Origin of the sequence: Agromyces humatus (assembly GCF_021228295.1) — a bacterium.
Taxonomy (GTDB): Bacteria; Actinomycetota; Actinomycetes; order Actinomycetales; family Microbacteriaceae; genus Agromyces; species Agromyces humatus.
Window position 1 is genome coordinate 242,405 of the sequence record NZ_JAJQPD010000007.1, and the last position, 21,242, is coordinate 263,646.

The following is a 21,242-nucleotide window of genomic DNA, read 5'->3' on the forward strand; positions in this document are numbered from 1 at the left end:
ACCGACAGCCCCCTCGCGCGGACATCCGTCGATGACCTCCAACGGAGGCATCGAGCACTGCCCCCCGAACTAGACTCACCGACCATGAGCGATGACGCGATCCTGTTCGACGTGACCGATGGGCTCGCCCACCTCACCCTCAACCGGCCAGCTCGACTGAATGCCGTCGACCCCCATGCGATCGCCCTCTGGCAGCGCTATGCGCACGAGATCGCCGAACGCGACGACGTCCGCGCCGTGCTCTTCGACGCGAGCGGGCGTGCGTTCTGCGCGGGCGGCGACGTGCTCGCGATGTCGCGGCTCGCGGGGTCCGAACCCGACGCGGAACGGGTCATCCAATCGCTCGCCGATCAGATCCACGATGGGCATCGCACGCTGCGCGAGAGCGCGAAGCCGATCGTCGCAGCGGTTCAGGGCCCGGTCGCCGGCGGCGGACTCGGCTTCATGCTCGTCGCCGACCTCATCGTCGCCGCCGAGGGCGCCACGTTCGCGAGCCGATATGCGGATGTCGCGCTGACGCCCGACTGCGGCGTGAGCACCCTGCTTCCCGAGGCCGTCGGCACCCGGCGCGCACTCGAGCTCACGCTCACCTCACGCACCTTGTCGGCGGCCGAGGCGCTCGAGTGGGGACTCGTCGCCGAGGTCGTGGCACCCGAGGCCCTCGCGGCGCGCGCCCGCGAGATCGCGCAGTCGTGGCTCGAGGGCGCGACAGCGGCCTTCGGTCAGGCCAAGCGACTCGTGCGCTCGGGGCTCGCGCGGCCGTTCCAGGACGCGCTCGACGACGAGGCCCGCACGATCGCCGCCGCGTTCGTCACGCCCGAGGCGCAGGCCCGCATCGCCGCCTTCGCGAAGCGCTGAGCGGCGACCCGGGGCGGGCGCCTCAGTCGTGCTGCGGGAACCCCAGGTTGATGCCGCCGTGGCTCGGGTCGAGCCAGCGTGACGTGATCGCCTTCTCTTGCGTGTAGAAGTCGAACCCGCGCGCACCGTAGGCCTTGGCGTCGCCGAACAGCGAGTCCTTCCAGCCGCCGAAGGAGTGGTAGGCGACCGGCACCGGGATCGGCACGTTGATGCCGACCATGCCGACCGTCACCTCGCGCTGGAAGCGCCGCGCGGCGCCGCCGTCGTTCGTGAAGATCGCCGTGCCGTTGCCGTAGCGACTCGAGTTGATGAGCTCGAGGCCGTCTTCGTAGCCCTCGACGCGAATGACCGACAGCACGGGCCCGAAGATCTCGTCGCGGTACACGGCCGACGAGGTCGGCACCTTGTCGACCAGGGTCGGCCCCATCCAGAATCCGTCGGGGTCGCCGTCGACGTCAGGGTCGCGTCCGTCGACGACCACGTCGGCGCCGTCGGATGCCGCGACGTCGAGGTAGCCCGCGACCTTGTCACGGTGCTCGCGCGTGATCAGGGGACCCATGTCGCACCCGCGCGTTCCGTCACCGGTCTTCAGCCGGGCCATGCGCTCGGCCACCTTCGCGACGAACTCGTCGGCGATCGTATCGACCGCGAGCACCGCCGAGATCGCCATGCAGCGCTCGCCCGCCGAGCCGAAGCCGGCGTTGACCGCCGCATCGGCCGCGAGGTCGAGGTCGGCGTCGGGCAGCACGAGCATGTGGTTCTTCGCGCCGCCGAGCGCCTGCACGCGCTTGCCGTTGGCCGTCGCGGTCGAGTAGATGTACTGCGCGATCGGGGTCGACCCGACGAACGAGATCGAGCGCACCGTGGGGTGGTGCAGCAGCGCGTCGACCGCGACCTTGTCGCCGTGCACCACGTTCAGCACGCCGTCGGGCAGCCCTGCCTCTTTCATGAGCTTCGCGAGCCAGACGGCGGCGCTCGGATCCTTCTCGGACGGCTTCAGCACGACCGTGTTGCCGGTCGCGATCGCGAGCGGGAAGAACCACAGCGGCACCATGGCCGGGAAGTTGAACGGCGAGATGATGCCCACCACGCCCACCGGCTGGCGGGTCGTGTACACGTCGATGCCCGTCGAGACGTTCTCGCTGTACTCGCCCTTGGTGTAGCCGGGCATGGCACACGCGAGTTCGACGACCTCGAGTCCGCGTGCGATCTCACCGGCGGCATCGCTGAGCACCTTGCCGTGCTCGCTCGTGAGGATCGCGGCGAGCTCGTCGGTGCGACCGGCGAGCAGCTCGCGGAACGTGAACATCACCGCCTGCCGCTTCGCGATCGACGTGTCGCGCCATGCGGGGAACGCGCGGGCCGCGGCCTGCACGGCCGCGTCGACGTCTTCGGTGGACGCGAAGCGCACGCGCTTCTGCTCGACGCCGAGTGCAGGGTTGTAGACGGGCCCGCTGCGATCGGATGACCCGGTGACGGATGCCCCGTCGATCCAGTGGTCGACCGTTGCGGCGCCCGATGTGTGGGTTTCGGTCGGTGTCTGTGCTTGTTGAGCGGTTTGGCTCATGAGTCAGCCCTCTCCTTCGAGTGCGGTGCTCAATACTTCATCGTAGATCGCCATGGCGTCGGCGACCTCTTCTGCCGTGACCACGCACGGCGGCACCACGTGGATTCGGTTCTCCATCACGAACGGCAGCAGGCCGCGCCCGACGAGCGCGGACTTGAGCCGCCCCATCGCCGCGGCGGGCAGCGGTTCGCGGGTCTTGCGGTCCGTGACGAGCTCCATCGCCCAGAACACGCCCTCGCCACGCACCTCGCCGATGGCCTCATGCCGCTCGGTGAGGTCTTCGAGCGCGGGCCCGATCGACTCGGCGCCGATCTCACGGGCATGCTCGACGATGCTCTCGGACTCCATCGCGTCGAGGGTCGCGACGATCGACGCCATCGCGAGCGGATGGCCGGAGTAGGTCAGCCCGCCGGGGAACACGCGGTCGTCGAACGTGGCGGCGATCGGGTCGGAGATGACCACGCCGCCCGCGGGCACGTACCCCGAGTTCACGCCCTTCGCGAAGGTGATCAGGTCGGGGCGCACGTCGTAGCCGTCGAACGCGAACCAGCGGCCGCTGCGACCGAAGCCGCACATCACCTCGTCGAGGATCAGCATGATGCCGTGGCGGTCGCACAGCTCGCGAACCCCGGCGAGATAGCCGGGAGGCGGCAGCATGATGCCGGCCGTGCCCGGGATGGTCTCGAGCAGCACGGCCGCGATCGATGACGGCCCCTCGGACTCGATGACCCGGCGCAGGTGGCGCAGGGCGCGCTCGGACTCCTCTTCTGGGGTCGATGCCCAGAACTCCGAGCGGTAGAGGTAGGGCCCGAAGAAGTGCACGTGCGCGCGGGCGAACTCATTGGGCACGCGACGCCAGTCACCGGTCGCGACGACCGCGGCGCCCGTGTTGCCGTGGTACGAGCGGTAGGTCGACAGGATCTTGTCTCGTCCCGTGTGCAGCCGCGCCATGCGGATCGCGTTCTCGTTGGCGTCGGCGCCGCCGTTCGTGAAGAACACCTTGTGGAATCCGGATGGCGCGCGCGCCACGATTCGCTTCGCGGCTTCGCCGCGCGCGAGGTTCACCGTCGACGGCGCGATGGTCGTCAGCAGCTCGGCCTGTTCGCGGATCGCCTGCACGACCGCCGGATGCTGGTGCCCGATGTTGACGTTCACGAGCTGGCTCGAGAAGTCGAGGTACTCGCGCCCGGAGTGGTCCCAGACCCGGGAACCCCGGCCGCTCGCGACGGTCAGCGTCGAGTGCTGCGACTGCGCCGACCAGGAGTGGAAGACGTGCTCGTTGTCGAGCTCGCGCGCGAGTTCGTCGAGGCCCTCGGTGAGGCTGTCGGTCATGGCTTCGCTGCCTTTCTGTGTGTCGTCGTGGGTTGAGGAGCGCCACGCGAAGCGCGACGCGTCTCGAAGCCATCAGTGCGGCATCCGGTCTCGAGACGGCGCGGCGCGCCTCCTCAACCCACGAGCATTGTCAGTTGCCGCCCTCGGCGAGTTCGACGTCGATCGGTTCGAAGCCCTCGCCGGTGACGTCGACGCCGTCGGCCTCGAGCGCCTCGAGCGCCTGTGAGATGTAGTCGTTCGACCACGCCGTCGCCGGCGGCTCCTCGGTGATCGGGCTCGCGCCGGCCTCGTTGACGGCGCTGAGGGCGCCCTCGACGGTGGCGTTCCAGGCGGCCTCGTCGATCATGCCGACGCCATCGGGAGCGGGCCAGATGAGCTTGTTGGTCTCGTTGACCATCCAGAGCTCGTGGCTCGGGCCCCAGCCGGAACCCTCGGCGATCGTGATGTCAGAAGCCTCCTGCGGGTTGTCGGCGGCGTACACCCAGCCCTTGATGACAGCCTTGAGGAAGGCGACCGTCGTCTCTTGATAGGCCTCGTCGCTCTCGAGCCGTTCGGTGTCGGCCCAGATCGCGTCCTGCAGCATGGCGCCGACCGTGTCCTGATAGCTGATGACGTTGAAGTCGTCGGGCTGGTAGAGCTCGCCCGTGTCGGGGTTCACCGACTCCAGCAGCTGCGCGTACTCGTTGTAGGTCATCGCCTGCGCCGCATCGATGTCGCCCTGCAGGAAGGCGTTCATGTTGAAGTCCTGCGTGATGATCTGCACGGTCGACGAGTCGAGGCCCTCGGCGGCCATCGCCGCGAAGATCTCCCACTCGTTGCCGAAGCCCCACGAACCGATCTTCTTGCCCTCGAAGTCGGCGACCGAGTCGATGCCCGAGTCGGCCCACGACACCTGCAGGGTGCCCGAGCGCTGGAAGATCTGGGCGATGTTCGTGAGGTTCGCGCCGGCTTCGATCGATCCGAGCACCTTCGGCACCCATGCGATCGCGTAGTCGACGTCGCCGTTGGCGAGCGCGTCTTGGGGGACGATGTCGCCGCCCGAGGGGATGATCTCGACCTCCAGCCCCTCCTCCTCGAAGTAGCCCTGGTCGACCGCCGCGAAGTAGCCCGCGAACTGCCCCTGCGGCAGCCACTGGAGCTGGAGCTTCACCGGCGTGAGCTCGCCGCCGTCGGTGCCGCCGTCGGTCGCGCCGGTTCCGTCGCCGGATGCCGTACACGCGGTGAGGGCGAGCGCTGCCGCGAGGGCGATGCCCCCGATCGTCGCGAAGCGACGTCTGCTGTGGTTCATGTCAGTCCCCTTCTCTGTGCTTTCGTGTGCGTTCGTGGTGCCTGGTGCCGTTCCCGCGCCTGGCGGGGACGCTTTCTCGTTCCGGGGGTGCTTTCGCGCCAGAATCACGCCTCTGAGCACCTCGAGATGGCGCGAAAGCACCCCCGGAAGGGAAATGCGGGTGCGAGCGGCGGGTCGAGGGCGTCATCGCGCGACTCCTGCCGGCCGGCCGCGCTGCACGAGCCGTTCGAGGCCGAGCGTCGCGAGATAGAAGATGAGGCCGAGCACGATGGATGCCACCACGTAGGCCCAGGCGCGGGCGTACGCGCTCGAGGCGGCCGAGGTCGAGATGAGTGCGCCGAGCCCGCCGCGCGGACCGCCGAAGTACTCGGCGACCAGCGCGGAGATCACCGCGAGCGACGAGGCGATGCGGATGCCGGTGAGGATGAACGGCCGGGCCGTGGGCAGCGTGAGCGTGCGCAGCACCTGACTCGAGTTCGCCGCGTACGCCTTCATCAGATCGCGATGCACGGGCGTCGTCTGCCGGAATCCGCGCAGCGTGTTGAGGAACACCGGAACGAACGAGGCGATGCCGGCGATCGCCTGGCGGCCGAACTGGCTGTCGGCGCCGAACATCGAGTTGAGCACGGGCGCCAGCGCGACGATCGGCACGACGGCGAGGGCCGCGACGACGGGCGCGCTCATGCGGTCGATGACCTTCCATCGTGCGGCGAGCGCCGCGAGCGCGATGCCGAGGATCGAGCCGAACACGAGTCCGACGAGCGCGTTGGTGCCGGTGATGAGGGTCGCCTGCACGATCGACGGCCAGTAGGCGATGAATTCCTCGACGATCGAGGCCGGGCTCGGCAGCAGGTAGTCGGACACCCCGACGACGCTCACCAGGAACTGCCAGATGCCGAGCACGATGAGCCCGACCGTGATCGGCGCGACGACGCGCAGCGTGGACTCCGTGCGAAGACTCATGCGTCCTCGCCCGGTCGCGGCGACGGTCGACATCAGCGGGTCTCCACTCCGCGCGGGCCGGCCGTGACCGGCGTCTCGCCGTGCAGCGCCTCGCGCACGGCGGTCACCATCTCGAAGAAGCCGCGCTCCTCGCGGAGCTCCTCGGTGCGGGCGGCACGGCGCGTGTCGACGCCCAGCCGCATCGGCACGATCTCGCGGATGCGCCCCGGCCGCGGCGACATGACGACGACACGATCGGAGAGGAACACCGCCTCGGGGATCGAGTGGGTCACGAACACGACCGCGGCGCCCGTCTCAGCGGCGATTCGCACGAGCTCGGCCTGCATCTTCTCGCGGGTCATCTCGTCGAGGGCGCCGAACGGCTCGTCCATGAGCAGCAGCCGCGGCTGCTCGGCGAGCGATCGGGCGATGGCGACGCGTTGCTGCATGCCGCCCGAGAGCTGGTCGGGGTAGCGGTCGGCGAAGTCCGAGAGTCCGACCATGTCGAGCAGCTCGGCGACACGACCGCTGCGAGCGGCGGATGCCACTCCGTGGAGTTCGAGCGGCAGTGCGACGTTCGCGGCCACGGTTCGCCACGGCAGCAGGCCGGCGGACTGGAACGCGATGCCGTACTCCTGGTCGAGCCGGGCCTGCTTCGCCGTCTTGCCGAACACCGAGACCGTGCCCGCGCTCGGCGCGTCGAGGTCGGCGATGAGGCGCATGAGCGTCGACTTGCCGCACCCGCTCGGGCCGATGAGCGACACGAACTCCCCCGCCGCCACCGTGAGGTCGATGGCGTCGAGCGCCTGCACGTGCCCCGACGTCGTCTCGAAGATCTTGTCGACGCCGCGCACCTCGACCGCGGTCGTCCCCGCGGGTTGAGGAGGCGCGCCAGCGCCGTCTCGAATCCCTGCCGCCGCAGCATCCGGGTTTCGAGACGCTGGTCTCGACCCACCGCCTGCGTCGCTCCTCAACCCACCGTCGCCATCCGTCATGCGGCCTCCTCCGTTCGTCGGTAGTTCTTGAGGATCACGCCGAGCAGCGCGACGGAGCCCGCCGCGACGAGGCCCAGCACGATCGCGCCGAAGATCGGGCCCCAGGCCTTCGCGGGGTCGCCCGACGCCTGCCCGGCGAATTGGATGAGGATGCGCCCGATGCCGCCCTGCAGGCCGGTCGACACCTCGGCGACGACGGCACCGACGACCGCGTTGGCCGCTCCCAACCGCAATGCGGGCAGCAGGTAGGGCACAGCCGCGGGGAAGCGCAGTTTCACGAGCGTCGGCCAGTACCCAGCGGCGTACGTCTGCATGAGCTCCTCGTGGATGCGGTCGGGCGACTGCAGTCCCTTGAGGGCGCCGATGGCGATGGGGAAGAAGGCGAGGTAGCTCGCGATGAGCGCGACCGACATCCAGTCCTGCCACTCGAACGCGCCGATCTCGACGCGCGACCCCCAGCTCTTCACCACCGGTGCGAAGGCGATGAGCGGCACGGTCTGGCTGATGACGATCCACGGCAGCAGGCCCCACTCGGCGATGCGCCATCGCTGCATGACGAGCGCGAGCCCGATGCCGACGATGACCCCCACGAGCCAGCCGGCCGCGGCGATGCCGAGCGTCGTGAGCGCGGCGAGACCGACGACCGCCCAGAGCGGAAGTGCCGACGGTGACCGCGTGACCGGCTCAGCGAGCCTGCCGACCATGTCCCACACGTGCGGCATCGCGAGGTCGGTGGTTCGCGGTAGCACCCGGGCACCGGCGATCACGACACCGTCGGACGGGCCGAGCAGCTTGTACGCCTCCCAGATCAACGCGATCACGACGATGCCGACGGCACCCCACACCATCGCCGCGATCTGACTCGACTGCTTCGTCGTACGCGTGGCGCGGCGGGTATCGAGACCACCCGGGGCGGATCTCGATACGCGTCCGCCTTCGGCGGGCGCTACTCGATCGGCGGTACCCGTCATGCCTTCGCCGTGATGTGCTCGGAGAGCGCTGGGATGACGGTCTCGCCGTACACGCGCAGCGTCTCCTCCTTGTTGTCGTGCTGCAGGTAGCCGGCGAACTGGTCGACGCCCAGATCGGCCAGCTGCTTGAGCTTCGCGATGTGCTCGTCGGCCGTGCCGAGCACGCAGAAGCGGTCGACGATCTCATCGGGCACGAACTGCGTGTGCACGTTGCCCGCCCGCCCGTGCTCGTTGTAGTCGTACCCCTCGCGGCCCGTGATGTAGTCGGTCAGGGCCTTCGGCACCGCCCCGCCCGAGCCATCCGCCCCCGTGCCGTACTTCGCGACGATGTCGGCGACGTGGTTTCCGACCATGCCGCCGAACCAGCGGCACTGGTCGCGCATGTGCTGCCAGTCGTCGCCGATGTACATGGGGGCGGCCACGCAGAACTTGATCGACATCGGGTCGCGGCCGACGGCCTCGGCGGCGTCGCGCACGTGCTGGATCATCCACGCGGCGATGTCGAGGTCGGCGAGCTGCAGGATGAAGCCGTCACCCACTTCGCCCGCAAGCGTCAGCGCCATCGGTCCGTAGGCGGCGACCCAGACGTCGAGCTGCGAGCCGCGCGACCAGGGGAACTGCAGTTGCGACCCCTTGTACTCCACCGGCCGGGAGTTCGCGAGCTCGCGGATGACGTGGATCGATTCGCGCAGCTCCTTCAGCGTGACCGGTTTGCCGTTCGTGACCCGCACCGCCGAGTCGCCGCGGCCGATGCCGCAGATCGTGCGGTTGCCGTACATCTCGTTGAGCGTCGCGAAGATCGACGCCGTGACCGTCCAGTCGCGCGTGGCCGGGTTGGTGACGAACGGCCCGACCTTGATGCGATGCGTCTCGGCGAGGATCTTGCTGTAGATGACGTACGGCTCCTCCCACAGCAGGTGCGAGTCGAACGTCCACGCGGTGCTGAAGCCGTACTGCTCGGCGAGCTTGGCGAGGTGCACCGTGCGTGACGCGGGCGGGTTGGTCTGGAGGACGACTCCGAAGTCCATCTCCGCTCCTTTCGTTTCAGTGGGTCGAGGAGGCCGCTCGCGGCCGTCTCGAGACCCGGTTGCTGAGGCGTCGGGTTTCGAGACGGCGCTGGCGCGTCTCCTCAACCCGCAGTCGTGGTCAGAGCAGGTACTGGCTGAGGCCTCGCTTGAGGAACCGGCCGTCACCCTTCGCGCCGAGGTACTCGTCGCCGTCGACGATGACCTTGCCCCGCGAGAGCACGGTGTCGACGTGGCCGTCGATCTCGTACCCCTCCCAGGCCGAGTAGTCCATGTTCATGTGGTGCGCCTTGTCGACGCCGATCGAGGTGTGCCCGTTCGGGTCGTAGACGACGATGTCGGCGTCGGCACCCGGTTGGATGACGCCCTTGCGGCCGTAGAGCCCGAACATGCGCGCCGGCGTGGTCGACGTGAGCTCGACCCAGCGTTCGAGGGTGATCTCGCCGGTGACGACGCCCTGGTACATGAGGTCCATGCGGTGCTCGATCGAGCCGATGCCGTTCGGGATCTTGCGGAAGTCGGCGAGGCCGAGCTCCTTCTGGTCTTTCATGCAGAACGGGCAGTGGTCGGTCGAGACCATCTGCAGGTCGTTCGTGCGCAGCGCCTGCCACATCGCGTGCTGGTGGCCGTCGGCCCTGGCCCGCAACGGCGTCGAGCACACCCACTTGGCGCCCTCGAACGCGCCCCACTCGTCGCTCTTCGCGCCGAGCTGGTCTTCGAGCGACAGGTAGAGGTACTGCGGACAGGTCTCGCCGAACACGTTCCAGCCCTTGTCGCGCGCGGTCGCGAGCTGTTCGACGGCCTGCTTCGCGCTCACGTGCACGACGTACAACGGGGCATCCGTCACCTTCGCGAGCATGATCGCGCGGTGCGTGGCCTCCTCCTCCATCTCCCAGGCGCGGGCGATGCCGTGGTAGTACGGGTCGGTCTTGCCCTGGTCGACGAGCTGCTGGGCGAGCACGTCGATCGCCGGGCCGTTCTCGGCGTGCATCATCGTGAGCATGCCCGTGTCGCGCGCGACCTGCATCGCCTTCAGGATCTGCGCGTCGTCGGAGTAGAAGACGCCCGGGTAGGCCATGAACAGCTTGAAGCTCGACACGCCCTCGTCGGGCAGCGCGCGCATCGCGGCCAACGAGTCGTCGTCGACGCCGCCCACGATCTGGTGGAACCCGTAGTCGATCGCGCAGTTGCCCGCCGCCTTCTGGTGCCAGGCGGCCAGGCCGTCTTGCACGCGCTGGCCGTACGTCTGCACGGCGAAGTCGATGATCGACGTGGTGCCGCCGTGCGCGGCGGCTCGGGTGCCGGTCTCGAACGTGTCGCTGGCGGCGGTGCCGCCGAACGGCAGTTCCATGTGGGTGTGCGCGTCGATGCCACCGGGGATGACGTACCTGCCGCTCGCGTCGATGACGCGGTCGACGGATGCCGCGACATCGGTTCCGAGCAGGTTGCTGCCCGGTTCGAGCACGGCACGGATGGTCTCACCGTCGATGAGCACGTCGGCGGGGGCGCGGCCGGTGGCGCTGACGACGGTGCCGCCGGTGATGAGGGTCGTGGTCATGATCTCGATCGCTCCTTCGTCGCTACTCGATCGGCAGGGGTTACGGCTTCGCGATCTCGGTGTACGAGTCGGGACGACGGTCGCGGTAGAACTGCCAGTCGTCGCGCATCTGCTGCACCATGTCGAGGTCGAGGTCGCGCACGAGCAGCTCTTCGTGCTCGCTCGACCCGCGCTCGCCGACGAAGTTGCCGCGCGGGTCGATCACCTGGCTCGTGCCGTAGAAGTCGACCGCGAGCTCGCCGTACTCGTTGTCTTCGCGCCCGACGCGGTTCGGCTGCAGCACGAAGTAGCCGTTCGCGACGGCCGCGGCCGGCCCCTCGACCTCCCACAGGCGGTTCGAGAGTCCGGGCTTCGTAGCGTTCGGGTTGAACACCATGTGCGCGTCGTTCAGGCCGAGTTCGCGCCAGCCCTCGGGGAAGTGCCGGTCGTAGCAGATGTACATGCCGACCCGGCCGACGGCGGTGTCGAAGACCGGGTACCCGAGGTTGCCGGGCCGGAAGTAGAACTTCTCCCAGAACCGGTCGAGGTGCGGCAGGTGGTGCTTGCGGTACTTGCCGAGGATCGTGCCGTCGGCGTCGACGATCACCGAGGTGTTGTAGTAGACCCCGGTCTGCGCCTCTTCGTAGATCGGCAGGATCATGACCATGCCGAGCTCTTTCGCGAGGGCCGCGAAGCGCTGCACGATCGGCCCGTCGGCGGACTCGGCGAAGCGATAGTACTTCTGGTCTTGCGTGATGCCGAAGTACGGGCCGTAGAACAGCTCTTGGAAGCTGATGACCTCGGCGCCCTGCGCCTTCGCATCGCGGGCGAACTGCTCGTGCTTGTCGAGCATCGACTGCTTGTCGCCGGTCCAGGTCGTCTGCGTGATGGCCGCTCTGACGATCGTCATGTTGCCTCCTGAGTCGGTCGGCGCCGTTGCCGTCCGTTCGGTAGGTGCGAGGTTCGTGCCTACCGGGCGGTGGTACTACGCCGAGTGTTGGTGCCGATCGGTTGCCCTACGGGCCTCGCGACCCGTTCTGTGATTGTTCGGCGTGAACATTTCCTTTATGTTTCACCTTGTGACGTGGTGGTTAATCATCCTGTCGCGTGCAGCGTGAGGAGGCAATGGTGCGATCGAGTATTCGCATGGATGTCTCGCACCTGACTTCGCTCGCGCCCTTCAGCGATACGACGCCGAAGGGCATCGCGGGCGATCTCGCCCGGCTGGTGACGAGCGGCGAGCTCGAGGCGGGCGCACGATTGCCCACGGTGCGCGAGCTCGCGGTCGAGCTGGGCGTGAGCCCGGCAACCGTGAGCCAGGCCTGGCAGGCGCTCGCCCGTGCCGGCCTGATCGAATCGCGCGGGCGGGCCGGCAGCTTCGTGCGCGAGGCATCCGCCGGCCGTCTCGCGCTGCGAATGCGGGGCATGGCGGCACCCGACGACCCGGTGCGCCTCGACCTGTCGCGCGGCACGCCCGACCCGCTGCTGCTGCCCGCCCTCGGCCCGGCCCTGTCGCGCGTCTCGGCGAAGGCCGAGACCGGCAGCTATCAGGCCGAACCCGTCATTCCCGCGCTCGGGCGCGTGCTGCGCGACTCCTGGCCGAACGAGGCCGACGCGATCATGGTCGTCGACGGTGCGCTCGACGCGATCTCGCGCACGCTCGAGCAGGTCGTGCGCTTCGGCGATCGTGTCGTCGTCGAGAGCCCCGGCTTTCCGCCGTTCCTCGACCTGCTCGAGGTGCTCGGCGCGATCCCCGTGCCGGTGCGCCTCGACGAGCACGGCATGCGCCCCGAGGCACTGGCCGTCGCGCTACGCCAACGACCGGTCGCGGTGCTCCTGCAGCCGCGCGCGCAGAACCCGACGGGCGCATCGCTGACACCCGCTCGGGCGGAGGCGCTCGCACGCACGATCGAGGTCGCCGTCGGCATCGGCGACCTCGTCGTCATCGAGGACGACCACTCGGGCCTCATCTCGGTCGATCGCGACGTCACCCTCGGCACCTGGCTGCCCGACCGCGTCGTGCACGTGCGCAGCTTCTCGAAGTCGCACGGCCCCGACCTCAGGATCGCCGCGCTCGGCGGCCCGCGCGACCTCGTCGACCGCATCACCGCACGCCGCATGCTGGGACCGGGGTGGACGTCGCGCATGCTGCAGACGATCCTGCTCGACCTGCTCACCGACGGATCGTCGCTCGACGCGGTGGCCGAGGCGCGCCGGCAGTACTTCTCGCGGCAGCGCGCGCTCGGCGATGCGCTGCGTGCTCGCGGGGTGGCGGTTGCGAGCGCAGACGGGGTCAATCTGTGGATGCCGGTCGTGAGCGAACGGTCGGCGCTCGTGCAGTTGGCGGCGGCGGGTATCCGGGTCGCGGCGGGGTCGCCGTTCCTCGCGGCGGCGAACGGCGCGGATGCGCCGGGGGGCGGCGCGCGGTCGCGGCGGGAGTTCGCTCGGGTGACCGTCGGCATGGTGCGCGACGGGGTCGACGACGTCGCCGATGCGCTCGCGACGGCGGCGCAGCACGTGGTGGCGGGGGGCTACTGAGGAGGGGCGGGCTCGGGTTTCGAGCTCGGGCTCGGGCGATCCCGAGGAGAACTGCAGTTTCGAGGACCATCCACCCCCGACACGCCCTCGGAATCGCCGATCTCCTCGCGTCGGCGGGGACTACTGAGCCGGAGCTCGCGCGGTGCAGACTGGTCGTGTGAGCCAGGGCAGTCGCGCATGGGTGCTGCACGTCGACCTCGACCAGTTCATCGCGGCGGTCGAGGTCCTGCGGCGTCCCGAGCTCGCGGGCAAGCCGGTGATCGTCGGCGGCCGGGGCGATCCGACCGAGCGCGCCGTGGTCTCGACGGCCTCCTATGAGGCTCGTGAGTTCGGCGTCGGCTCGGGCATGCCGTTGCGCATCGCGGCCCGCAAGGCACCCGAGGCGGTGATCCTGCCGGTCGACCACGAGGCCTACCTCGCGGCATCCGACGACGTCATGGCGACCCTTCGCACGCAGCCGGGCGCCGTCGTGCAGGTGCTCGGCTGGGACGAGGCGTTCGTCGGCGTCGCGACCGACGCGCCCGAGGAGTACGCCCGGGCGCTGCAACGCGCCGTGCTCGAACGCACGCGGCTGCACTGCAGCGTGGGCATCGGCGACACCCTCGTGCGTGCCAAGATCGCCACGGGGTTCGGCAAGCCGCGCGGCGTGTTCCGGCTCACGGCCGAGAACTGGCTCGTCGTCATGGGCGACCGGCCGACCATCGACCTGTGGGGCGTCGGCACCAAGATCTCGCGGCGACTGGCCGCGATCGGCATCTCGACGGTCGCCGAGCTCGCCGCCGCAGACCCCGACGCCGATGGCCTCGTCGCCGAGTTCGGCCCGCGGATGGGCCCCTGGTACGCCCAGCTCGGCCGCGGCGACGGCGAGCGTGTCGTCGACGACACCCCGTGGGTGGCACGCGGCCACAGCCGTGAGACGACCTATCAGCACGACCTGACCGAGGCCTCGCAGATCGATGAGGCGATCCGCGAACTGGCCGCCCAGGTGCTCTCGGATGTCGCAGCCGAAGGTCGCCCGGTCGTCGGCCTTGCGCTCAAGGTGCGGTACGCGCCGTTCATCACCAAGACGTTCACGAAGAAGGTGCCCGAGACGTTCGACCGCGAACTCGTGATCTCGCGCGTGATGGAGCTCGCCGGTCGCATCGAGCCCGATCGGCCGGTGCGACTGCTCGGGCTGCGAGCCGAGATGTCGATGCCCGACGATTCCCGTGAGGGCCACACGCCGACGCGCAGCGGGTGGTGAGCGGGGCGGCGGTGAGCGGCGCGGTGCTCCCCACCTCCAATCAGGCGCCCAGCGCTGCGAATCTGACTGTCGGTGACTCGGCGGGGGCGCCCTCCACGATCCTTCCCGGCGTCGCGACGTTTGCTGATCGAGTCAACGGTTCGCTCGCGCTTGATGTCGCGTTCCAACTGCGCCAGCGCTGCCATGATCGTGAACAGCATCGATCCCGTCGGAGTTGATGTGTCGACGTCACCGTCGCCAAGGTTCAAGACGCGAAGGCCGGCACCGCACTCAGGCGAGGGCACCGACGGCGAAGATCAAAGCCGCGTCGACTGGTCGATGTCTTTGTCTTTGCGGAAGCCCCAGAGGACGATGCCGAACAGGAGCGCAAATCCGAGAAGCGCCCATCCTCGATAGTCGCCCATATCGCCGATGAGGAACCAAACGCCCGCGCCCACGAAGAACAGTCCCGTCACAATGCCGAGCCACGTGCGCACAGTCTTCATGGCCCAAGAGTACGCCGGGGCGATTTCTGGGCCCATGCCCGACGCTCCACCGTGACTCCGTACGGGCGCCGCTACCGCGACGATCTGCGTGAACGGATTGCGACGCCGCCAACGGGGAAGGCGACCAAGCCGCTCGCGCAGGGAGAGCGATCCAAGCTCCGCTGGCCAAGCTCACCCACAGCCCGATCGAGAGAATGACCGCTGCCTCATCTAGGAACCATACCGAGGCGGATGAAATCAAGCTGCGGCCGCCGCCCTCATGCGGATCGGTCTACGGACGGACCGGGTCGCGTCGCGAGCGGTCGCTGGAGGGCTGTTCACGCGCGTGAGAGGGTTATTGCGAGCGGGGGCTGTCGCTCTGATTCGTTGAGGGGGCTTGATGACATCGGTCGGCGGGTACGAGTTCGTTGGCGGATTTCCGAGTGATGCGACCATTGCGGCGGCATACGACGACGCCGACTCTGCACGTGCGGTGATTTGCTACAAACACTTCTTCCCCGCGGTGTCGGGCATGGCGATCTTCGCCGGCACGACTGCGGTGGGCATCGAACCGAATCGGGTGTTCGGCACGATGGACACTCGTCCCGGGCAGGTGGGTTTTACCCTTAACTCCGACACTCCGTACGCGCCGGTGCTCCTCGACCTGACCACTGGCCCTCTCGTGGTGATCATCCCTCCCGGCCCGATCGTCGGCGCCGCATTGAACGTGGACCAGAGCTGGATCAGCGACCTCGGCATCCCGGGGCCGGAAGAAGGCCGCGGCGCCCGGCATATCTTCGTCGCGGTCGGATACGACGGCGAGGTACCGCAAGACGGGTACGTGCACCACGCACTGGGCAACCGAGTGGTCGTCGGCCTCCGCGCGATCCCGCAGCACGGTGACGTCGAATCCGCACTCGAGCTGCTGCGGTCGGTGCAGGTCGTGCCCCTCACCGATCGATCCGACTGGAAGCAGCCCGTCTGGATCGATCTGACCGGACGACCGCAAGACACCACTCCACTCGCCGTGCAGGGCACGCTGGAGTATTGGCGACTCCTGCACGAGTACATCACTACAGAACCCACCCACCCCGATGACCGCGCCTACCTCGGAGAGCTCGCCGTGCTCGGCATCCGCGCAAATGCACCCTTCGAGCCCGACGATCGAATCTCGCGGATCCTCACGACCGCCGCCGTCGCGGCTGACGCGCAACTGCGGGTGCAATCGCTCGCCGATCGCCGCCCTGACCGGGTCGTCTGGCCCGAACGGCACTGGGAATGGGTAACGCTCCGCCCGGAGAACGCGAACTTCGAGATCGACTCGAGGACCGACGTCGACGCGCGGGAAACTTGGTTCTACCAAGCCATCGCCACGTCCCCCGTCATGTTCCGCAGGCAAGCCGGCAGTGGCTCGCTCTACTGGTTCGCCGCGCGCGACTCCACCGGGGCGTATCTGGACGGCGGCCACTCCTATCGACTCGACGTGCGCCTCCCAGTGCCCGCGGGCCTGTTCTGGTCGCTCACCGTCTACGACGCCGAGACCCGATCACAGATCGACACCGCCCAAGGAGCGGCAGCCGTCCGCTCGCTCTTCGAACTGGCCGGGCGCCTCGACGGCGACAACGCCACCATCTTTTTCGGTCCGGACAACGTCGCTGACGACCACCAAGCGTGGGTACAGACCCTTCCCGGTCGAGGGTGGTTCGCATACTTCCGGATCTACGGCCCGACCGCTGCGGCCTTCGACGGCACCTGGAGACTGGACGACATCACCACGGGATAAGCCATCAACACCCACCGAGCAGCGCACGCACCCGCCCGCAGGCGGATCCCTCGTCGGGCTGGAAGCGGCGCGCCCTGAGAGGATCGATGCGTGGTCAGTTCCTTTGCTCTCGTCACCCGTACGGCAGTGCCGGTGGAGCAGCTGTTCGATGTGTCTCTGAGCATCGACGAGCACGTGGCGTCGATGGAAGAGTCGGGTGAGCGCGCGATCGGCGGTGTCACCGGCGGGTCGATCGGACTCGGCGAGACCGTGACCTGGCGTGCGCGGCATTTCGGGATCTGGTTCACGATGACCTCGCAGATCACCAGCCTTGAGCGACCCGATCGGTTCGTCGACGAGCAAACCCACGGCCCGTTCCGGTCGTTCCGCCATGAGCACACCTTCACCAGGGACGGCGAGATCACCGTCATGGTCGACACGCTGACGATCGGCTCGCCGATCTTCGGACGCCTCGCCGAGCGCACCGTGCTCGTCCCCTACCTCCGCCGGCTGATCCGGCGACGCAACGGCCATCTCCTCGCGGCGCTCGACCCAACGGCCAGCACCCCGTGACCAACCCTGAACTGCCGGCATGGCCCGCCGATGAGTCGAGCCCGTTTCGTCGCTCCGAAGTATCGACCCGGATCGGCCGCGGCGATGAGGTCTTTGAACGCGCCGCACGCGATGTCCTTCGTTGGAAGGTGAAGACCCGAAGCGGGTTCACCGTCCCCGTCGCGCGACCGGTCTCGCCGGGCACGGAGCTCACGATCACCGCCCGGGTGGTCGGCATCCCCGTGCACGAACCCGTCCAAGTGGTGTCCGTCGTCGCGACCGGATCCCGCGTCGGGTTCTCGTACCGGACCCTTCCAGGACACCCCGTTGTCGGCGAGGAAGCATTCATCGTCCACCGCGAAGGAGAGGACGTGTTCCTCACCATCCGATCGCTCACGAGCCCGGCGCCACAGCAACCGTGGCGGGCGCTCTACCTCCTGCTTCGCCTCGCGCAACGGGTCGCCCGACGCCGGTACCTCCGCGCCCTCCGCTGACGTCAGCCTCTGCTGTCCGACAAGCGGGTCCTCACCGGACGTCCGCAAGCCGATCCCCGCCCGGCGCGCTCGTCGACAGGTCGTCGCTCACGGTTAGGCTATCTTGGTGCAACTCGGCCTGGTCTTCGCCCTCGTATGGGCGGTGCTCGCGCTCGTCGCGGGCGTCGCGCTCGTCATCCGGCGGACGTGGCTCGCCGAGACGATCGCGGCGGAGCGGCGGTCGCGACCGGGTCGCGCGGCGGCGCGCGCCCCGAGTCGAACCCTCTTCGTAGTCATCGGCCTGCTCTTCATCGCGATGGGTCTCTTCATCATCGGCTGGTCGGTCGCGGCCTCCCTGTGACCCGAGCGTCGCGAAATGCCCCGCGTTCTTCGCAGGGCTTTCGCGTACCCGGGCCCGACGCCCGCGCCTAAAGCCGATCGAGTGTTCGGTAGAGATCGGCGCGCTGCGTGTCCGCGTTCGGCCCGAATGCCGGTACCTCTACGCCGCGAATTGTGGTGTCAGTAGTGTTCGCGGGCTTGGAGGACGACGATGTGGTCGTCGGTGACGTAGTAGACGAGTCGGTTGACCTCATCGATTCGACGCGACCACGCTCCAGTGAGCACATGTTTGAGCGGTTCGGGCTTGCCGATGCCGGCGAACGGGTCGCGGAGCGCGTCGGTGATGAGCAGGTTGATTCGCTTGAGCGTCTTGCGGTCTTGAGTCTGCCAATAGACGTAGTCCTCCCACCCTCTCGGGTCGAAGGCGAGCGCTCGCTTCACGGTTCGATGAGATCGTGGCGCTCGAACTCACCGCGTCGTGCGCGCTCGATTGCCTCGAGCAACCGCTCGGCATTCGCCGGATTGCGCAGGAGGTGGGCGGTCTCGGTGATCGCATCGTAGTCGTCCTTGGACATGATGACCGCGTTGCCGTGCCGGGACACGACCTCGACCGCGGTGTGATCCTCGTTGACCTGTTGAATCAGTCCGAACAGCGTCTTGCGCGCTTCGGTCGCGGTGATGGCCGACATGATCCCCTCCGTAGCGAGTAGTACTTGATACTGTACCACTCGAGTGGCCGCGGATGCGCATGGGGATCCGCCAGCGGGCGGCTCTCATCCGACTCGGTGTCTCACAACCTCGGTGTCTCCATACGCATGGGACGTAAGCGACGCGAAGCCCGGGAGTGCGACATCGAACGGTCATAGAACGCCGCCAATTGCCGCCAGACTCCACGGGGGCGGTGACCCGTGCCCACGCGCACTCAGGCGCGCGCGCCGTTGGGCACCTTCATATAGCGGTCGGGGGTGATCGTGAGCTCGGCCTGACCGCCGGTCATCGAGCGCAGGTCGAGCACGTAGCGTGCCAGCTCGGCCTCGGGCACGCTCGCCACGACGCGGGCGCGGCCGTCGTCGGCCGTCTCGGTCGCGCTCACCCGGCCGCGACGACCCGACAGGTCGGTCAGCACGGTGCCCTGCAGGTCGGCGGGCACGGTGACGGTGACGACCGACACGGGCTCGAGCATCACGGTTCCGGCCTCGGCGAGCGCCGCCTTCACCCCGATCGACGCGGCGGTGCGGAACGCCATCTCCGACGAGTCCACCGAGTGCGACTTGCCGTCGTACAGTTCGACGCGAACGTCGACGACGGGATGCCCCTGCGGTCCGCCGCCCGCGAGCGCATCGCGTGCGCCCTTCTCGACGGCCGGGATGTAGGTGCGCGGAACCGAGCCGCCGACCACCGAGTCGACGAACTCGAATCCCTCGCCGGGCTTCAGCGGCGAGACGCGCAGCTGCACCACGGCGAACTGCCCATGCCCGCCGGACTGCTTCTTGAGCTTGCCCTCGACGTCGGCACTGCCGGCGATCGTCTCGCGGTACGCCACCGGGGCCGGCCCGGTGTCGACGTGCACACCGAAGACGCGGGCGAGCCGCTCGACGGCGACCTCGACATGCATGTCGCCGAGGCCGCGCAGGATGGTCTGGTCGGCGGCGCGGTCGATGACGAGGGTCGGATCCTCGGCGACGAGCCGGGTGAGCGCCGTCGACATCTTCTCGTCATCGGACTGGGTCGCCGGGGTGAGGCTCATCGCGAACACCGCCGGGCGCGTCGGCAGCGGGGCCGGGCGGGCGGTGCCACCCGTGCGCGACCAGAGCAGCGTGCCCGACGGCGACCCGGTCAGCTTGGCGACGGCGCCGACCTCACCGGCGCGCAGCGCCCCGACCTGCAGGTGCTCGGCGCCGCGCAACTGGAAGAGACCGTGGATGCGCTCGTCGGCCCCGGTCGTGGCGTTGTGCAACCGGTCGCTCGGGTGCAGCACGCCCGAGAGCACCTTGAGCATCGAGATCTGCCCGACGAACGGGTCGGCGACCGTGCGGAAGACGTACACCAGCGGTTCGCCGTCGGGGTTGGGGGCGACGCGAACCTCGGCCCCCGTGACGGTCGCGGCCCCACCGCCGCCGCCACCCCCGGTCGCGGCATCCGTGCCGCCCGTGCTCTTCGCCGACCCGCCGACGACGATCCGCGCGTCGCGCTCGAGTGACGACGGTGACAGTTCGCAGATCAGGTCGGCGACGCGGTCGACGCCGGTGCCGGTCAGGCCCGAGCAGACGACGACGGGCACGGCGCCGCCCGACGCGACCTCTCTGGCCAGGGTTCGCTCGAGCTCGGCCGGCGACGGCTCGTTGCCCTCGAGGTAGGCCTCGAGCTGCTCGTCGTCGTGCGAGACGATCTCTTCGGTCACGTCGAGGTGCATCTGGTGCTCTTCCGCCTCAGCGTCAGCGGGCATCGGCGCCTCGTGGTGGCCTCCGTCGGCGTCGTATTCGAGCGCCTGCTCGCTCAGCACGTCGGCGACGCCGTGGAACGCCTGTTCCTCGCCGAGCGGCAGTTCGATCGGCCACAGGTGTTCGCCGAACGCCGCCCTCAGCTCGCCCATCACGCGGTGGAAGTCGGCCCGGGTCTTGTCCTCCTGCGTGATCACGACGATGCGCGGCAGGCCCGCCGCCTCTGCCGCCGACCACACGAACCGCGTGCCCGCGGTGACGCCGTCGACCGCGCTCACGACCACCACCGCGACATCCGCAACCGACAGCGCGACGTCGACCGAGCCGACGAAATCCGACCGACCCGGCGTATCGGCGAGCGTGATCGTGCACTCGCCGGCGTCGCCCGGGGGCGACCATGCGAGATGGGCAAGTGAAAGCCCGAGGGTCGTTCCCCGGGCGATCTCTTCGGGCTCGTGGTCGCAGACCGTCGTGCCCTGCTCGATGCTGCCCGCCCGGGGGATGGCGCCGGCGCGATGCAGCAGCGCCTCGGCGAGCGTGGTCTTGCCCGCCCCCGCGCCGCCCACGAGGGCGACGGTGCGGTGGGTCGGAGTGGATGACGAGTTCATGGGGCCTCCCGCGCCGGTGCGGATCCGTTCATCCATCGTGTACCTGTCGGCGCGCGAATGCCAGAGCGATCGGATGTCGCGCGGTGGCGACTTGTCCTCCACAAGGATGGCGTTCGGGACACTATCCACAGGGTTTATCCCTGATCGGAGGGTAAATCGATGTCGATTCGAATGTCGGTGGGTGGGTGCAGAATCGAAGCATGGAACACCCGCCGCACCCGCTCGCCGTGCTCGGGCGCGACCTCGACGCGCTGCGCGCGGCGTGGGCCGGCAGCCAGCCCGCGTTGGGCGGCACTGTCGGAGGGGT

Annotated in this window: 20 protein-coding genes and 1 pseudogene; 7 read left to right on the forward strand and 14 right to left on the reverse strand. The window is 68.9% G+C overall.

Going from position 1 to position 21,242, the window contains the following annotated elements:
• Positions 1-84: 84 nt before the first annotated feature.
• A complete protein-coding gene (locus LSF15_RS13655) occupies positions 85-858 on the forward strand; it encodes an enoyl-CoA hydratase/isomerase family protein (RefSeq protein WP_232499091.1) in 774 nt (257 codons plus the stop codon).
• A 22-nt stretch (positions 859-880) separates the two neighbouring features.
• On the opposite strand, the gene LSF15_RS13660 is transcribed toward LSF15_RS13655, so the two are convergent.
• The 9 genes from LSF15_RS13660 to LSF15_RS13700 all read right to left on the reverse strand — a co-directional run bounded on the left by LSF15_RS13660 (position 881) and on the right by LSF15_RS13700 (position 11,425).
• Positions 881-2,425, reverse strand: coding sequence for a CoA-acylating methylmalonate-semialdehyde dehydrogenase (locus LSF15_RS13660; protein WP_232499092.1), 1,545 nt, complete (start codon positions 2,423-2,425; stop codon positions 881-883).
• Between the two features lie 3 nt (positions 2,426-2,428).
• A complete protein-coding gene (locus LSF15_RS13665; RefSeq protein WP_232499093.1) occupies positions 2,429-3,757 on the reverse strand; it encodes an aspartate aminotransferase family protein in 1,329 nt (442 codons plus the stop codon).
• 130 nt (positions 3,758-3,887) lie between these two features.
• Positions 3,888-5,045 (reverse strand): ABC transporter substrate-binding protein, encoded by a 1,158-nt coding sequence (locus tag LSF15_RS13670; RefSeq protein WP_232499094.1) that lies wholly within the window; start codon positions 5,043-5,045, stop codon positions 3,888-3,890.
• A gap of 183 nt (positions 5,046-5,228) precedes the next feature.
• Complete coding sequence (locus tag LSF15_RS13675; RefSeq protein WP_232499095.1) at positions 5,229-6,008, reverse strand: ABC transporter permease; 780 nt, start codon at positions 6,006-6,008, stop codon at positions 5,229-5,231.
• A gap of 32 nt (positions 6,009-6,040) precedes the next feature.
• Positions 6,041-6,982 carry an ABC transporter ATP-binding protein gene (locus LSF15_RS13680; RefSeq protein WP_232499096.1) on the reverse strand — a complete coding sequence of 314 codons (942 nt, stop codon included), beginning with the start codon at positions 6,980-6,982 and terminating at the stop codon, positions 6,041-6,043.
• Positions 6,979-7,830 carry an ABC transporter permease gene (locus LSF15_RS13685; protein ID WP_232499097.1) on the reverse strand — a complete coding sequence of 284 codons (852 nt, stop codon included), beginning with the start codon at positions 7,828-7,830 and terminating at the stop codon, positions 6,979-6,981. The genes LSF15_RS13680 and LSF15_RS13685 overlap by 4 nt, the downstream gene beginning before the upstream one ends.
• A gap of 119 nt (positions 7,831-7,949) precedes the next feature.
• Positions 7,950-8,981 (reverse strand): TIGR03842 family LLM class F420-dependent oxidoreductase, encoded by a 1,032-nt coding sequence (locus LSF15_RS13690; protein WP_232499098.1) that lies wholly within the window; start codon positions 8,979-8,981, stop codon positions 7,950-7,952.
• A 118-nt stretch (positions 8,982-9,099) separates the two neighbouring features.
• Positions 9,100-10,536, reverse strand: coding sequence for a dihydropyrimidinase (gene hydA, locus LSF15_RS13695; RefSeq protein ID WP_232499099.1), 1,437 nt, complete (start codon positions 10,534-10,536; stop codon positions 9,100-9,102).
• A gap of 40 nt (positions 10,537-10,576) precedes the next feature.
• Positions 10,577-11,425, reverse strand: coding sequence for a nitrilase-related carbon-nitrogen hydrolase (locus LSF15_RS13700; RefSeq protein WP_232499100.1), 849 nt, complete (start codon positions 11,423-11,425; stop codon positions 10,577-10,579).
• Positions 11,426-11,661: 236 nt separating this feature from the next.
• Between LSF15_RS13700 and LSF15_RS13705 the strand changes: the two genes are divergently transcribed.
• Complete coding sequence (locus tag LSF15_RS13705; RefSeq protein WP_232499101.1) at positions 11,662-13,053, forward strand: aminotransferase-like domain-containing protein; 1,392 nt, start codon at positions 11,662-11,664, stop codon at positions 13,051-13,053.
• Between the two features lie 157 nt (positions 13,054-13,210).
• Positions 13,211-14,296: a DNA polymerase IV gene (locus LSF15_RS13710; RefSeq protein WP_443592076.1), complete on the forward strand. Its 1,086-nt coding sequence runs from the start codon at positions 13,211-13,213 to the stop codon at positions 14,294-14,296.
• Between the two features lie 17 nt (positions 14,297-14,313).
• On the opposite strand, the pseudogene LSF15_RS13715 reads toward LSF15_RS13710, so the two are convergent.
• Both LSF15_RS13715 and LSF15_RS13720 read right to left on the reverse strand, forming a co-directional pair.
• Positions 14,314-14,562, reverse strand: a pseudogene (locus LSF15_RS13715) (recombinase family protein); the annotation flags it as partial.
• Between the two features lie 30 nt (positions 14,563-14,592).
• On the reverse strand, positions 14,593-14,781 hold the full coding sequence (locus tag LSF15_RS13720; protein WP_232499102.1) for a hypothetical protein: 189 nt from the start codon (positions 14,779-14,781) through the stop codon (positions 14,593-14,595).
• A gap of 472 nt (positions 14,782-15,253) precedes the next feature.
• Here LSF15_RS13720 and LSF15_RS13725 point away from each other — a divergent pair, with 472 nt between their 5' ends.
• The 4 genes from LSF15_RS13725 (at position 15,254) to LSF15_RS13740 (ending at position 17,908) form a co-directional block, all read left to right on the forward strand.
• Complete coding sequence (locus LSF15_RS13725) at positions 15,254-16,543, forward strand: DUF1214 domain-containing protein (RefSeq protein ID WP_232499103.1); 1,290 nt, start codon at positions 15,254-15,256, stop codon at positions 16,541-16,543.
• Between the two features lie 90 nt (positions 16,544-16,633).
• Complete coding sequence (locus tag LSF15_RS13730) at positions 16,634-17,095, forward strand: SRPBCC family protein (RefSeq protein ID WP_232499104.1); 462 nt, start codon at positions 16,634-16,636, stop codon at positions 17,093-17,095.
• Positions 17,092-17,568, forward strand: coding sequence for a DUF1990 family protein (locus tag LSF15_RS13735; RefSeq protein WP_232499105.1), 477 nt, complete (start codon positions 17,092-17,094; stop codon positions 17,566-17,568). Before LSF15_RS13730 ends, LSF15_RS13735 begins: the two co-directional genes overlap by 4 nt.
• 106 nt (positions 17,569-17,674) lie before the next feature.
• The gene (locus tag LSF15_RS13740) at positions 17,675-17,908 is read left to right on the forward strand and encodes a hypothetical protein (RefSeq protein ID WP_232499106.1); all 234 of its coding nucleotides are present in this window, start codon (positions 17,675-17,677) and stop codon (positions 17,906-17,908) included.
• 158 nt (positions 17,909-18,066) lie between these two features.
• Here the strand turns inward: LSF15_RS13740 and LSF15_RS13745 are convergent, their stop codons facing one another.
• The 3 genes from LSF15_RS13745 to LSF15_RS13755 form a co-directional block, all read right to left on the reverse strand.
• Positions 18,067-18,327 carry a Txe/YoeB family addiction module toxin gene (locus tag LSF15_RS13745; RefSeq protein WP_232499107.1) on the reverse strand — a complete coding sequence of 87 codons (261 nt, stop codon included), beginning with the start codon at positions 18,325-18,327 and terminating at the stop codon, positions 18,067-18,069.
• Complete coding sequence (locus LSF15_RS13750; RefSeq protein WP_232499108.1) at positions 18,324-18,575, reverse strand: type II toxin-antitoxin system Phd/YefM family antitoxin; 252 nt, start codon at positions 18,573-18,575, stop codon at positions 18,324-18,326. Before LSF15_RS13750 ends, LSF15_RS13745 begins: the two co-directional genes overlap by 4 nt.
• A 233-nt stretch (positions 18,576-18,808) precedes the next feature.
• Complete coding sequence (locus LSF15_RS13755) at positions 18,809-20,935, reverse strand: elongation factor G (protein WP_232499109.1); 2,127 nt, start codon at positions 20,933-20,935, stop codon at positions 18,809-18,811.
• Positions 20,936-21,242: the final 307 nt, after the last annotated feature.

Excerpts from the sequence above, each read along its gene's own strand:
- LSF15_RS13655 (WP_232499091.1), top strand. The coding sequence starts at position 85 with ATGAGCGATGACGCGATCCTGTTCGACGTGACCGATGGGCTCGCCCAC.
- LSF15_RS13660 (WP_232499092.1), bottom strand. The coding sequence starts at position 2,425 with ATGAGCCAAACCGCTCAACAAGCACAGACACCGACCGAAACCCACACA.
- LSF15_RS13665 (WP_232499093.1), bottom strand. The coding sequence starts at position 3,757 with ATGACCGACAGCCTCACCGAGGGCCTCGACGAACTCGCGCGCGAGCTC.
- LSF15_RS13670 (WP_232499094.1), bottom strand. The coding sequence starts at position 5,045 with ATGAACCACAGCAGACGTCGCTTCGCGACGATCGGGGGCATCGCCCTC.
- LSF15_RS13675 (WP_232499095.1), bottom strand. The coding sequence starts at position 6,008 with ATGAGTCTTCGCACGGAGTCCACGCTGCGCGTCGTCGCGCCGATCACG.
- LSF15_RS13680 (WP_232499096.1), bottom strand. The coding sequence starts at position 6,982 with ATGACGGATGGCGACGGTGGGTTGAGGAGCGACGCAGGCGGTGGGTCG.
- LSF15_RS13685 (WP_232499097.1), bottom strand. The coding sequence starts at position 7,830 with ATGGTGTGGGGTGCCGTCGGCATCGTCGTGATCGCGTTGATCTGGGAG.
- LSF15_RS13690 (WP_232499098.1), bottom strand. The coding sequence starts at position 8,981 with ATGGACTTCGGAGTCGTCCTCCAGACCAACCCGCCCGCGTCACGCACG.
- hydA (WP_232499099.1), bottom strand. The coding sequence starts at position 10,536 with ATGACCACGACCCTCATCACCGGCGGCACCGTCGTCAGCGCCACCGGC.
- LSF15_RS13700 (WP_232499100.1), bottom strand. The coding sequence starts at position 11,425 with ATGACGATCGTCAGAGCGGCCATCACGCAGACGACCTGGACCGGCGAC.
- LSF15_RS13705 (WP_232499101.1), top strand. The coding sequence starts at position 11,662 with ATGGATGTCTCGCACCTGACTTCGCTCGCGCCCTTCAGCGATACGACG.
- LSF15_RS13720 (WP_232499102.1), bottom strand. The coding sequence starts at position 14,781 with ATGAAGACTGTGCGCACGTGGCTCGGCATTGTGACGGGACTGTTCTTC.
- LSF15_RS13750 (WP_232499108.1), bottom strand. The coding sequence starts at position 18,575 with ATGTCGGCCATCACCGCGACCGAAGCGCGCAAGACGCTGTTCGGACTG.
- LSF15_RS13755 (WP_232499109.1), bottom strand. The coding sequence starts at position 20,935 with ATGAACTCGTCATCCACTCCGACCCACCGCACCGTCGCCCTCGTGGGC.